Genomic DNA, 14,036 nt, shown 5'->3' on the forward strand with positions numbered 1-14,036 from the left:
CGCCTCGCGAGCGTCATGCCGTATGACCTTGCCCCGTGGACTTAATCCAGATTGAAGTTCGCTCTGGCCGATATGAGGACCAGAGCATGAAGCGCAGCCGCTTTACGGAAGAGCAGATCATCGGGATTTTGAAGGAGCACGAAGCTGGCGTGTCGGTTGCCGATCTGTGCCGGAAGCACGGCGTCAGCGATGCCAGCATCTACAAATGGAAAGCCAAGTTTGGCGGGATGGAGGTCTCGGAGGCCAAGCGGCTGAGGACGCTGGAGGATGAGAACACGCGGCTGAAGCGGCTTTTGGCCGATCGTGGACGCCCACGGGATGAGCGAACGGCGGGCGTGTAAAGCCATCGGCTGTTGCCGCATGACCATCAGATATCGGACGACCCGGGCGGACGACGCGGCCCTACGCCAACGCATGAGAGCGATTGCCGAGGTGCGCCGTCGCTTCGGCTATCGGCGCCTGCATGTTCTGCTCAGGCGGGAGGGCTATCTGGTCAACCACAAGAAACTGTTCCGGCTCTACCGGGAAGAGAGGCTCGCGGTCCGTCGCCGTGGTGGCCGCAAGCGGGCGCTCGGGACCAGGGCGCCGATGGTGGTGCCGATAGCGCCGAATGACCGCTGGTCGCTCGACTTCGTCTCGGACCAGCTCACCGATGGCCGCCGCTTCCGCATCCTGACCGTGGTCGACGAGTGCACGCGCGAATGCCTGGCGTTGGTGGCCGACACCTCACTGTCGGGCTCCCGGGTGGCGCGGGAGCTGGACCGGCTGATGATTGAGCGCGGCAAGCCCAAAATGGTGGTCAGCGACAACGGCATCGAATTGACCAGCAACGCCATCCTGACATGGGCCGACCAGAGCCGTGTCGACTGGCATTACATCGCGCCCCGCAAGCCGACGCAGAATGCCTTCATCGAAAGCTTCAATGGCTGTCTCCGAGACGAATTGTTGAACGAGACGCTGTTCACGTCGCTGGCCCAGGCCCGCGTCGAACTCGGACATTGGCGGGCCGACTACAACGATACGCGACCTCACTCGCAACTCGGATGGAAAACACCATCGGAGTTTGCCTTCACCTGCAACCCGCGACGGGATCTGGCGCTGCGCTATGCCGATGGCTCCGCGCCAGCTCCCGCCGCTGCCACCGCCCAACCGAGCAAATCCAACAGCCGGGGCGAACTCAGGACCGGATAAAACTTGATGTGGTGGAACGGCCCGCTCCAACAGCATCAAAGTGCTAGAACGTGGTCGTTGTTCGAACGCCACAAAGGAGGGACCGTTCCGTGAAACAGGTTATCACCATCGGGCTGGATCTGGCCAAGCACGTTTTCCAGGTTCACGGGGCGGATGCCGAGGGCTCACCCGTGTTCAACCGGAAGCTACGGCGCAGCGAAGTTCTGCGTTTCTTTGAGAAGCTGCCAGCATGCCTGGTGGGGATGGAAGCATGCGGTAGCGCCCACTATTGGGCGCGCGAGATCGCAGCTCTCGGTCATGAGGTCCGGCTCATTCCGCCGGCTTATGTCAAACCCTTCGTCAAGCGTGGCAAGACGGATGCGGCGGACGCTGAGGCCATCAGCGAAGCGGTGACCCGAAAGACCATGCGCTTCGTGCCGATTAAGACGGCTGAGCAACAGGCTGCCGCGATGGTGCTGAAGACCCCGCGCTCTTCTAGTGCGGCAGCGAACGCAATCGGTCAACGCGTTGCGCGCGCATCTGGCAGAATTGGGGATCATCGCCACCGCCGGCCTGGCAAAGGTTGAGGCGCTGGTCGCAATCATACGGGATGAGACAGATGCACGCCTGCCCGCAGCAGCGCGCTTCGCGCTGATGGCTATTGCCGACGAGATTGAAGCTTCAGCCGACCAGATCGAGAGGCTCGAGCGCGCAATCGTCGCGGAGGCCAAGCACGACGAGGACATGCGTCGGTTGACCACGATCCCTGGCGTCGGCGCCATTACGGCGGCGACCATCAAAGCGCTTGTGCCGGATCCCGGCGGGTTCAAGTCGGCTCGCCACTTTGCCGCCTGGCTGGGATTGACGCCGCGGCCTCATTCAAGCGGAGGCAAAGAGCGGTTGGGACGAATATCGAAGATGGGAAATCCAGAACTCCGCTCTATCCTCGTTGTCGGGGCAACGGCCGTCTTGCGGCTTGTCCGAAACGACGTTCGGGCGCGGCCGTGGCTGAAGGCGCTTCTCGCCAGACGCCCCTTCAAGGTTGCCGCCGTCGCGCAGGCCAATAAGACGGCGCGGATCATCTGGGCGCTCCTGAACAAGGGCGGAATTTATCGGCGTCCCGACCCATTGGCGATTGCCGCGGTGACGCAGTGACCGCCAAAACGATCTGACCGGCGCAGGCCGGCAGAGGGCGAGGTGCAACAACAGGCGATGAACCCATGGGACGAAATCCCGAAACGAGTGAAGCTACTGCCCCCAATGCGCTCAAGCGCGTAAACTTGATTTAGCTCCTCGTTCCGCGGATCTCATCGAGGCCAGCGGCCATATTGTGCCGCGCGCAAAGGCCGGACATATGACCGCACCGTTCCAATGTGTGAAATCGACTGAAAAAGCTCTTGCCTCGCGGGCCGTTCCACATGTGGGGGCAAGGTCACGTAGCCAACGCGTTAAGGGCCGCATCTTAGTGAGGCCTATAAATCGAGCGATATTTGCAGTGGCAGCCAATGAGATCGGTTAATCATTGTTCCTGACCGTTAGCTGACGATCGAGGTCGCAGCGGTCCGCTGGATGTGCCAGCTAAGAAGTGCATTCCAGACGTCTGCGGCTATGTACGAGCCGATTTGGACGCCATAAAACTGAATGGTTTTCACATAATTGACGCATTAGGACTGTTCAGCCTTTGCGAGAAGGCCGCAAGGGATCAAGTACACTCCCGCAGAAGCAGCAATGTCGCCCGGAGCTATCTGGTGCGGCAACTGCGAGCATCATGAAGTCTGGATTCCGCCGCCAATAGGAGAGCATGGCATGATGAGGGACAATTCATTGAAGACGAGATGAGGCCTCAAGAGCCGCCGACTTCGCATGCTCAAGCGTGATGTGCGCTCTGCCGGCGATGAGCAGTGAATGCCTGGCACCGATCAAGACTGCTTCGCCGCGGAGAGGCTCAATGGCGGACTTACATAAGTAGCGGGAAGATTCGATCGGCGGGTCGCCTAACTCAACGTACAGATCGTGCCGCCGCCCGTCCTCAGGCAACCGGCGGCACCGAGCGCAATTCGAGCACCAGAGGCATAACTAGAGGAGCGTGAGTGATGATAGACATCTACCGCTTTTGCGGATGGTGCGTTGTAGAGTGGTTCAGGAAAGCTGGGCCGAGAATCGCGGAGGTTGACTTGTTGCGCGACAACGTCCTCTACGTAGAGTTCAGGGCTATCCGAGAGGCAAAGGAGCGGGCGTGCGAGCGCAGGTGGTAGACAAGCTGGAGGCGGGCCGGGTGCAGCATGGCCGGTTCGCGACTGCTCCGGGATCAGGCCCTTGCGGTCTCTTCTTTGTGCAGGGGCCTTGCGGGTGTGAACTAAAGATAAGTGCATTTGTCCGTCCTGGGTGGGAGCATGTCGCTGTTTCGACACCGCGGCGTTGTCCAAACTGGGAGGAGATGTGCTTTGTCAAAGACATGTTCTGGGATGAAGAAGAGTGCGTCATGCAACTGCATCCGCCACATTCGCGTTATGTGAATAACAGCCGATATTGCCTTCATTTGTGGAGACCCATTTATCGAGACATTCCGATGCCGTCTCCGAGCTTCGTAGGCGTCGTTGGATTGAGTCCCTCAGATGCGGCAACGTTGTTCGCGCGGATGAGCGCGACAGCATGACGGACTGAGTTTACAATATCCGAGCACAAGGTGAGGCCGAGCGGGTGCACAAGCACCGGTTCGGCGTCCCGATGAGATGTCACAAGCGGGTGTATGTCAGGCTCGCTCGGCCGTTGCGGCGTGCAAGGCGGGCTGAGATGAAATGCCGCTGTCAAACAGGAGCAGCCTCAGAGCGAACAACAGCATCTCGCTCGCTGATAGCCGATCACGGGGCGAACTGGGGACGCGAATTGCGCGCTCTTTGGAGGCGAAGTTTTGGGCGCCGGGCGGCGCGGCACGATGAGGGTGAGATCGATCTCAAGCCCACGACCGAGCCTGGTTTGGTGAAGGCATCGTCTGACGCAGCCATCATCCTGACTGAAGCTGAAATTACACGAGCGCGACCTCTTTCACTGTGCAAGAGTCACTAGCTGGTCGGCCACCGCCTCACACCTGCAGCAGCGCCCGGAAGCTGGGACTGTCGCACAGCCAATTTGCCATGACGGCGATAGCTTCCCTAAGCTTGTGTGGTGGCCAGCTCCTCGTCAGTTTGCCGCGATATCGGTCGCAGGCAAGATGTGAGCAGCGCGCCCTCTGAGGAGACGCACGCGGAAGAAGCCGGTGAACCAGCATGTATAATCGAGTCGATGGCGAATACGCACATACTGAGCAAGCTGAGGAATCGAGTTGGCCCGCAGACGGTAGCGAATGTGCCCAAACACTCACCGAAATCGCGCGGCTGGAGAGCCTGGCGCCCGGCGAATTGTTCGATAGAATGGGGCTCTGCTTCAGCAAGCCGCATACCTCAGATGCAATCGATGATAGTTCAAACACCTCGGGCCTCAGCACATCCTCTCTGTCCTCCAGCTCCGAGTTATCCGTTGCCACTAGCCCTGTCCGTCCTCTGTTCGATTACAGGACGGCGGAATTGCCCCAAGCCAATGTCAGTGGAATCTGTGTTGGATTGGCCGCGGAGTGGCTCCTTGATCTCCCAAGCAGCGCTTCCTCCCGAATGGGGGTTCTGCTCCCGGGCACGGAAAATCACCGCTCGGCGGCAAGACGGCAGGAACAGTCTGAAAAGCTTAAGACTCAATTGAAAGAGGATAAGGCGGAAGGGTCTCACAATTTCCAGGCAAAAAGCACAATCTTGCGTGACGCCGGCCTAGAACCATCTGCTGAAGAGACGCGATATAGGTTTGGTACATCTTCGTGCATCGACAAGATCGTAAACGAGCTTGCGCAGGATCCATCCGTCCATTTGGTCAGCTTGAAATTCGTCCAACCTGGCGCCGGCACCCACACGATTGCAACGGCAACGTCGAATGGAACGACGATCCTCTCTGATCCTAACTATGGCGAATTTACTGTTCCGTCAGATCGGGTCGGAGGGTTGTTTAAGAGTCTTGCCGAGCGCTATAGCACCCTGAACAAACGTGATATTTCGGCGGTCGTCACACAAAGGATCAGGTATGGGCATCCCAATGCAACGGACCTTGCCCTATTCCCGCGCGCGGAACCTCATCGGTAGACACGAGGCAGCCGCATCGCCCGCCTTGTTTCACCCGCCGCGGTTTCTGTGGATGTTCAATCGATGCTCTCGATGGAAGTTCTCTGGAAGTAGTGCAGAGAGGGGAATGTTTAGCGACATAGGTTCGCCGGTCACTGAGGTTTGTGAGCCCCGCGCCATCGCGTGTCAGAGCAATCGCCTGCGCTTCCTCTCAGGCCGGACCGGCGGCCCGTTAGGCTAACCTCCTCGTAGGGTTGCGTTACCCGACGCCCAATCGCGCTCAGGGGGCCGGTCGGCAACCAAGCATCCACAGAGTCGGCACTAGCTGGAGCCGATCTGCTTCGGAATCACCGCCAGCCGCTTTTATAGTGAGCTCACCAACCAAATAGCTGCTGCCGGGGGCATCGGCTTGCCGTCGCACCGGCGCCTCAAAGCCAGTCATCGCTCGCCACGAGCTCCGCGACAATCCGCCTTCTCTCGTCGCTGGACTTGATTGACGGCTTCGGTGAGGACCTCATCCGCGATCTGACTCAGTGATATTGCAGCGCTGTGTTGTTCCAAGCTTCTCAATGGAATTGTGCGCCGAGCTGGAGCACTCTTTCACGGATTAAAGTGCCGAATAGTGCGAGTGACATCGCGAAGTTTGGACGAGGAGTTCCTGCGCGGAGCGCTCGCATGGGGGGTATTTAGCTAATTCGGATGACCGGCGCCCGGTAGCGTGGATCCGATTACGCGGGAAGCAGCGGGGGCGCTGGTCGGGTGGATGGATCAGACGCTGTCTCTGCCGCGCATGCGCGACTGGTTGAAGTTAGCAGGAGCGTGACTCGGCGCCGAAATCCCCACGCATACTCGGGGCGAGCGCTGTCCCTACCACGCGCCGCTAACTTCAAGAGTCATTGTACACCGAATAGCTGTCCAAAAGCTGACGAACCCGACGGCATGCATCCGGCGAGAGCGCCTGCGCGGGTTCATGCCCTGCTGCCTAGCACCCAGCCATCTGCCTAGTGGACGACCAACGTAAAATATCGTTAGCATAGACACATTCCATCCCCTCAGCGCGTCGTGCCGGACGCGGTCCTGTCGCCGCCAAGGAACGGTCACAAGCAAGTTGAGCCGGGGCCTGCCGCCGCGCACATGGATAGGCCGATAGGCCCATGGGCTGTATTCTTCGTCGACTGGCAGGCTACAGACCGCTCGCTGCAAAAAACCCTGACATTATCGCCAGGGTTTTGCATGCCATCGAGAATTTAAGGAGGCCGATCAGAAGTCCATACCGCCCATGCCGGGGGCCGCAGGCATTGCTGGACCAGCCGTAGCCTTCTTCGGCAGCTCGGCAACCATCGCTTCCGTCGTGATCAGCAGCCCGGCCACCGAAGAGGCGTTCTGGACCGCGATGCGCACGACCTTGGCCGGGTCAATGATACCCTTGGAAACGAGGTTGCTGTACTCGCCTGTCTGGGCGTCGAAACCAAAAGAGTACTGCTCGTTGTCGAGGACCTTGCCGACTACGATCGAACCGTCCTCGCCGGCGTTGATTGCGATCTGGCGGGCCGGCCAGGACAGCGCCTTACGCACAATCTCGACGCCGGTCTTCTGGTCGTCGTTCTCGGTGCGCAGACCCTTGAGCTGCTCGGAGGCACGGAGCAGGGCGACGCCGCCACCCGGGACGATGCCTTCCTCGACTGCCGCGCGGGTCGCATGCATCGCGTCATCGACGCGATCCTTGCGCTCCTTCACCTCGACCTCGGTCGCGCCGCCGACGCGGATCACCGCGACGCCGCCTGCGAGCTTGGCGAGACGCTCCTGGAGCTTCTCACGGTCGTAGTCCGAGGTGGTCTCCTCGATCTGCGCCTTGATCTGGGCCACGCGCGCCTCGATGTCGGCCTTCTTGCCGGCGCCGTTGACGATCGTGGTGTTCTCCTTGTCGATCATCACCTTCTTGGCGCGACCGAGCATGTTGAGCGTGACGTTCTCGAGCTTGATGCCGAGATCTTCCGAGATCGCCTGGCCGCCGGTCAGGATCGCGATGTCCTGCAGCATGGCCTTGCGGCGATCGCCGAAGCCCGGAGCCTTGACGGCCGCGACCTTCAAGCCGCCACGGAGACGGTTCACGACCAGGGTCGCGAGCGCTTCGCCTTCGACGTCCTCGGCGACGATGACCAGCGGCTTGCCGGTCTGCACCACGGCCTCGAGCAGCGGCAGCAGCTCGTTCAGCGAGGAGAGCTTCTTCTCGTTGATGAGGATGTAGGCGTCGTCCATCTCAACGCGCATCTTGTCGGCGTTGGTGACGAAGTAGGGCGAGATGTAGCCGCGGTCGAACTGCATGCCCTCGACGACGTCGAGCTCGGTCTCGAGCGATTTGGCTTCCTCGACGGTGATGACACCCTCGTTGCCGACCTTCTTCACCGCGTCGGCGAGGAATTTGCCGATCTCCTGGTCGCCGTTAGCCGAAATTGCGCCGACCTGGGCGATCTCCTCATTCGAGGTGACCTTCTTGGAGTTCTTCTGAAGGTCCGCAACCACAGCCTCGACCGCAAGGTCGATACCGCGCTTGAGGTCCATCGGGTTCATGCCGGCGGCAACCGACTTGGCGCCTTCTCGCACAATCGCAGCGGCCAGGACGGTCGCGGTGGTGGTACCGTCGCCAGCAGCATCCGCAGCCTTCGAAGCGACCTCACGCACCATCTGGGCACCCATGTTCTCGAACTTGTCGTCGAGCTCGATCTCCTTGGCGACTGCAACGCCGTCCTTGGTAATTCGAGGTGCGCCGAACGACTTGTCGAGCACGACGTTGCGGCCTTTTGGACCGAGCGTGACCTGCACGGCGTTGGCGAGAATGTCGACACCGCGCAGCATACGGTCCCGCGCGTCTACTCCGAACTTCACTTCTTTGGCTGACATACAAAATTCCTTCAGTCCCTATTAATTCATCCTTTGGCGCGCCCGATGGGCTCTCCTCAGGAGGGGTGAGCTGCGAGCTGTGAATTAGGCGGCTTTCTTCTTGGAGAAGACATCGGTGAGAACACCCATCACGTCGCTCTCCTTCATAATCAACAGGTCTTGCCCATCGATCTTGACCTCGGTGCCGGACCACTTGCCAAACAGCACGCGATCACCGACTTCGATGTCGATCGGAATTAGCTTGCCGCTATCATCGCGGCCTCCCGGGCCAACTGCAACGACTTCGCCCTGCGATGGCTTTTCCTTGGCAGTGTCGGGGATGATGATGCCGCCGGCGGTCTTCTCTTCTGCGTCGATGCGCTTGACCACGACGCGGTCGTGAAGCGGACGGAATTTCATAGAGGTCTCCTGAGCGTGTGAACAAGTTGAAGTTAGGCACAATGTGACAAGCAGCCCGTAGCAAGAGTCAGGCCAGAAATGCGCTAAGCGATCTGCCCTTCCAGTACTGCTGAAGCATTCAGCGGCTGCGATTGTGTTGTCCAGAAGCAAACGCGCAGAGGTGCACCAGCCCGCCCGGCTGTCGTGAAAATGACATTGCGTTTCTTCGAATACTGCATTGATCCCGGGAAGACTTCAACGTTGCTCCGGTGGTCGTTGAACAGGTCGAAAGGCCTCGCGTGTTGGCGGCGGTGCTGGCATTGCACATGATTGCCTGACGGCACCATCTAGCAGCTGTGGCGGGCAAAGCGTGCGGTCCACAAACGGTGTCCAGCGGCGGTGCTCAAACCCTACTGACTTCACCCTGGTCATCGTGCCGGCAGCACTTGAAGAAATTTGCGCGCGCCGCGAAAGCTTGATTGCGCCGGACATCGCGCACCGCGGTGCTTTCACCGGCCGCGTTCCTCGCCGGCGATTCCGCGGAAGAGATTGACGGGAGCTACTATCTGAGATGGCGGCCATCAGCCGACAGCGCACATTTTTGCGCAATTGTCATCGAGATGAGGGGCTGTTGCTATGCATAAGGGGCCACTCTGCTCGGCACGTGCCATAGATCATATCCGGCAGGTGGCGCTTGAACGAAAGCGTTCTTTCGGCCGGCGAAAAGCCAGGACGGCGATCTAACTCACTGAGGCCGCATTTTCCGGCGATAGGGTCGAGATTGCATCGCGAGGTGCTCGATAGATTCCCTCTACTTGATGTCGATGGCATCCAAACAGCTGTCGAGGATCGAAGGGATTGGCGGATATAAGAGCAATATACCTTGATATACGTTGTGCAGCTGCTTCCGGCGTGTGATCGGCTTCCAAGTCGAAATTCATCCGATCTCCGCGCACCATGGAAGAGCATCTGTGTCATCCGTAGAAGTACATCAGCACATCGTCTCACTTCTGCAGAAGCCGAATCCCGTCATCCTGGATATTGGCTGCAATGATGGGACTGATACGCAAAAGTTCCTCGAGCTGTGCCCGCAACCCGAGCTTTACTGCTTTGAGCCCGACCCCCGAGCGATCGCGCGCTTCAAGAAGAAGCTTGGTCCATCCCTCAATAAGGTGAAGCTGCTAGAAATCGCCATCAGCGACCGAAACGGGACGATCGACTTCCATCCGAGTAATGCAGATGGGGATGCGAAAGATTGGGACCTGTCCGGCTCAATACGCCGCCCAAAGAACCATCTTACCGAGTATGATTGGGTCCGGTTTGATCGGCCTGTCTCGGTTGAAACACGGCGGCTGGACGACTGGTGCAGCGAAGCCAAATTGGACGGAGTCGATTTCATCTGGATGGACGTTCAGGGAGCCGAAGCCGACGTTATCGCCGGCGGCATGCGGACCTTGAGCAACACGCGCTTCATCTACACCGAATATAGTGATCGCGAGCTCTACGAAGGGCAGTTGAGCCTGCAAGCCATTCTTAGCTCATTGCCATCATTTGAAGTGGCGGCTCACTATCCGCGCGCAGTGGAAGGTGATGTATTGCTCAGGAATACGCGTGTCTAGCAGCTACTCAGATCTAGCGTCTCATTCATGCAGCGCCTGATCAGCGTACTCTGTGATGGCCGTAGCTGCACAACGGTGATCGTCAAGGCGGGCGGCTATCGTTAGCCCGATTGGTGTGCGGTTTCGAGCCGGCGTGAACGCCAGCCGGTCCATAGGGAGCGGCCAGCGCCATGGTAGTCAGCGGGTCCATCCGATCCTGAGGAGCTAAGGCCGTGGTGCCGTGGCGATCGAACAGCCGATGTAGCAGCAAGGCGTTCGCACATTCATGACGTCGCTTCGTCGGTTCCGCTCTACCGGCAGTCGCCAGGATCTACTGCCGATCACGCCAAACCATCGCGCGGCCTCATCGGCGCGCCCCAAACCGGTCTAGCTTGCTAATGTCACTCCATCCCAACGGCAGAGGGCTGGCTGTATTGGAGGGCTGACATGGGTCTCTTCAGCCGGAAGATGGCCGGTTAGGCGATGCGCGATCTCATGCGGCCGCAGCGTCTCTTCCGCGCCGTCGATGCCGATCCGCCAGCCGCGGCCAAGAGCCAGATTGATCCATCATTCCGATGGAGGTGCACGGTACGCTTCACATCAATGTCGTACTGCCCTTGCCAGTGTCGGCGTGCCGCATCGATAAGCGCAAGGTTGAGTGCCAGGATATTGCGCCGTGCAGTGCTGCACGGTGCGCCCAGGCGGCACAGCCCGTGAGAGTCGAGCCCCGTCGCTCGGTGATTTGGAAAGTTCGTGGGTTGCCGTTGCGCAGAAATTCAGGTCGATCCCGCTCGGCAATCCATTCGCGTGGCCTGTGGTTTGCCCGCGCCTGATCCCTTTACTTCATGGAAAGCCGGGCTGTATTGCAGTTCCGAGCAGGGCGAGGCCAGCACTCTGAAGCGTTCCCTCGTTTAAAGCTGCGTGCTGGGCAACCACGAAGCTGTCGCACATGGCGCGTGCTAGGTTGCTGCTGGTATAGAGCGCCTCAGTTCCAGCAAGACCGCTCGAGATCCTGCAGACCTCAGCGCCCTGCCGCGCGGCGTTCGTCGCGGCGAGCCGCACTTGCATCGTGGTGCTCAGATTTACCCCGCCCGTGAGCGCTTGCTTCCACAGCTCTTCCGTGGCCTCGTAAAAGAAGGAACGAGCGGAACGTAGCATAGATTCGGCTTTGGCGATTTCAAGTTGGACATAGCCGCGCTCAGCCATCACGGGCGCTCCAGTGATCGAGGCGCGGCTTCCGGCCATGGCGATCACCTCGTCTATTGCGGCTCGCGCAATCCCGATGCCGACGACCGCATGCGCCTGCGCAGCGAAAGCGACGGACGGATAACGATAGATCGGCCCATCAAGTGTTGCCGGACCGCCGCGGATCAAGGTCCATTGCTCTGGCACAATGACGTCGCTGACGACAACGTCGTGGCTTCCGGTGCCTCGTAGTCCGATGACGTCCCAATTGGGCCGGATTGTCACCTTCTCTGCCGGAATCACCGCTACACGCGGGAGGTCTCCGGCCGGATCGTCTTCCAGTTTTATACCAACTCCTATCAAATCCGCCCCGGGCGAGCCGCTAGCGAATGGCCACACGCCGTTCACGACAAATCCGCCGGCGCATCGCCTGGCGGGCTGGAGCGGGAAGAGCGCACCCGCCAATACGACGTCAGGTCCATTGGCGTACACTTTTCGAAGCGTGTCGTCCGGAAGAGCAGCGAGGTAGCGAGCTCCATCCCCGAAGCTGGCGACCCAACCGGCGGATCCGTCGGCCTCGGAGATGCGCTCGATCTGGCGGCAAAATTCGGCTGGTGTTCGCTCCTCGCCGCCGAATCGCTTCGCGACCATAGCCCGATAGATACCGATGCGCCTGAAGCCGTCGATGATCTCTTTTGGAATTTCCTGCGCGGGGCCAAACTCGTTGCGACGCGCACGGATCTCGACAAGTAGCGGCGACAGATTATCCCAGGTCGCAGCCGCGGTGTGGGATACAGGACATTGCTTTTCGGGTGAAGCGTTCATAGATCGTCCTCCGCGTCTTGTGCCGACCATGGTCGTGCGTCAGCCATTGACTGCGCACGGGGCGAAGCTGGGTGATACGATACCGGCTGGAGGACATTCTCAGAGCTGTCGCAGTTGATATCGCTTGCATGAGATTGCGCACGGTAGCTTCCCAATTTAAGGGCCGGGAAGCCAGACTGAGATGTAGCTGTTGCCGTTGCATGGAGGCTGGCCGGCAAAACAGCCGGTAGACGGCGGCGCGACATCGGCCCGTGGTTGCCGGGCTGGATCTCCGGCGGCTGGTCGGGGGGGCATGCGATGTCATGTCTTCTCCATGGACGTGTGCTCATACGTCGGACAAGCCGGGTCGAGCCAAGTTTGGAGTTCCTGAGCTATGCTCGGGAGGGCGCTCAAGCCTGCGACTTAGTTTTCCATCGTCTCAGCAATCGGCGTGCCATTAAGCATGTCTGCCGGCCTTGTCCGAATCTCGCGAGATCATTCCGCCGCGCCGTGCCACACATGCTCGTGTCTTCGTGTATACTTTCCGCCAATGTCATTGACTCAACAAGCCGCAAGCAAACCGACAGAAGCGGACCTCGATCGCCGACCGGCCAGATTCAACGTTAGTGCCAAAATTAAGACCCGCTCCGATCTCCCGATGCTACCAACAGCCCAATAGCTGTTCGTGCGACTGCGGGGAGCGCCTGGTTAGAAGCGGACCTCCAGACAGCTGGTGTTCAGCAAACGCACGGAGCTCAAGACGCTGAATTACGCGATCAAATCTGTTCGAGGCACTGCAAGAGTACCCGGCTCATGCAAGCAAAGACAAGGCGCGCTTCGAAGAGGCCCCGGGGAGCTTAGGAGGCTCGTTGCAGCACACGAGCCGTCTACCTTCTGTCCTACAGGACGCAAGAAATTCGGGCAGAATTCTGACCTGTCGACCTCTTTTGCAGCCGCCGGCGCCTCCCTCTTCGGCGGTTTTCCAATGCTGAGATTTTGGCCGAGCTTGCCAAATTCGCGCAGCATGCCTGCGCCACGAGCGTTACGACTGATGAGGGATCCACGTTCTGAAGCTAGTCTTCTGTTTCCTACTGAGCGACGCCGTGGTTGAAGAGCTTGCTTGCCAAATCTATCGGTTGTTAGATGATTTCTGGCTGGCAGACGCGGTGCGCAACATTTGAATCATTGTTCTGGTATTCGCCTGGGCGGACAAATCTGGCACAACTTACTGTGTCCGCAGCGACTAACAACCTGATGGGTTTCGCGTACACGCTATGCAATTTGCGAGCTGCCAGTTTCGTCTCGTGTCGAACTCGTTATGGAGGACGGATAGTAAATTGTCCAAAGCGGGCGGGTCGCGCGACTGTGTGCAATATCAGGCAGCGCATGCGAGATCGTGGTGAAAACAACCATGCTTTCAACGGCCTTATCATTGCGGGCCGGGTCCTTGGCGGCGAACGAGACTATCATAACGAATGATGGCAGTCCTGCTGGTTGTTCTATGTGATCTGCAGCCCTGGCTGAGCTTGGTGATAAAGCAACACCATTCATGGCGTGCTCGATCGGAGCTAGAAGATCTCAGGATCGTCGCCGGCTCTGGAGTTCACAGCCAGGCAATGCGCTTCATCGCTATCTGCTACCGGAACCACGCTATTGGGTTTGCAACTCAATATGGAGGCATGAACGCTGTCGGACGCGTTAGGTGCGTTTCTTGATGCTCGCCGCGTGTTGCTAACATGAGTAGGTAGAACATGAGGAGAATCAAGACGCCACGCATACCGAAGGACTTCCCGAAGTGATCATTATTATGGAGCGGATGGTATCCGGGGCATTTGTCGCAGACGGTGGACCAAACAGC

Annotated in this window: 7 protein-coding genes and 2 pseudogenes; 6 read left to right on the plus strand and 3 right to left on the minus strand. The window is 59.3% G+C overall.

Features of this window, described 5'->3' with window-relative positions; genetic code table 11:
- Positions 1-86 precede the first annotated feature (86 nt).
- The 5 genes and pseudogenes from AB7008_RS10315 to AB7008_RS10335 all read left to right on the plus strand — a co-directional run bounded on the left by AB7008_RS10315 (position 87) and on the right by AB7008_RS10335 (position 5,333).
- A pseudogene (locus AB7008_RS10315) lies at positions 87-1,191 on the plus strand (IS3 family transposase).
- 89 nt (positions 1,192-1,280) lie between these two features.
- Positions 1,281-2,325 (plus strand): annotated as a pseudogene (locus AB7008_RS10320) (IS110 family transposase).
- Positions 2,326-3,263: 938 nt separating this feature from the next.
- A complete protein-coding gene (locus tag AB7008_RS10325) occupies positions 3,264-3,425 on the plus strand; it encodes a hypothetical protein (protein WP_014497793.1) in 162 nt (53 codons plus the stop codon).
- Positions 3,426-3,502: 77 nt separating this feature from the next.
- Positions 3,503-3,826 carry a DUF7694 domain-containing protein gene (locus AB7008_RS10330; protein ID WP_418224650.1) on the plus strand — a complete coding sequence of 108 codons (324 nt, stop codon included), beginning with the start codon at positions 3,503-3,505 and terminating at the stop codon, positions 3,824-3,826.
- 610 nt (positions 3,827-4,436) lie between these two features.
- Positions 4,437-5,333 carry a YopT-type cysteine protease domain-containing protein gene (locus AB7008_RS10335; RefSeq protein WP_011084854.1) on the plus strand — a complete coding sequence of 299 codons (897 nt, stop codon included), beginning with the start codon at positions 4,437-4,439 and terminating at the stop codon, positions 5,331-5,333.
- A 1,239-nt stretch (positions 5,334-6,572) separates the two neighbouring features.
- On the opposite strand, the gene groL is transcribed toward AB7008_RS10335, so the two are convergent.
- On the minus strand, positions 6,573-8,213 hold the full coding sequence (gene groL, locus AB7008_RS10340) for a chaperonin GroEL (RefSeq protein ID WP_014497791.1): 1,641 nt from the start codon (positions 8,211-8,213) through the stop codon (positions 6,573-6,575).
- A gap of 84 nt (positions 8,214-8,297) precedes the next feature.
- A complete protein-coding gene (locus AB7008_RS10345; protein ID WP_014497790.1) occupies positions 8,298-8,612 on the minus strand; it encodes a co-chaperone GroES in 315 nt (104 codons plus the stop codon).
- A 950-nt stretch (positions 8,613-9,562) separates the two neighbouring features.
- Between AB7008_RS10345 and AB7008_RS10350 the strand changes: the two genes are divergently transcribed.
- Entirely contained in the window at positions 9,563-10,210 is a 648-nt protein-coding gene (locus AB7008_RS10350) for an FkbM family methyltransferase (protein WP_011084858.1), read from the plus strand.
- A gap of 822 nt (positions 10,211-11,032) precedes the next feature.
- Here AB7008_RS10350 and AB7008_RS10355 read toward each other — a convergent pair.
- Positions 11,033-12,199, minus strand: coding sequence for a flavin-dependent monooxygenase (locus tag AB7008_RS10355; RefSeq protein WP_014497789.1), 1,167 nt, complete (start codon positions 12,197-12,199; stop codon positions 11,033-11,035).
- Between the last annotated feature and the right edge of the window lie 1,837 nt (positions 12,200-14,036).

The sequence above is a fragment of the Bradyrhizobium sp. 521_C7_N1_3 genome (assembly GCF_052075975.1).
GTDB classification, from domain to species: Bacteria; Pseudomonadota; Alphaproteobacteria; order Rhizobiales; family Xanthobacteraceae; genus Bradyrhizobium; species Bradyrhizobium japonicum.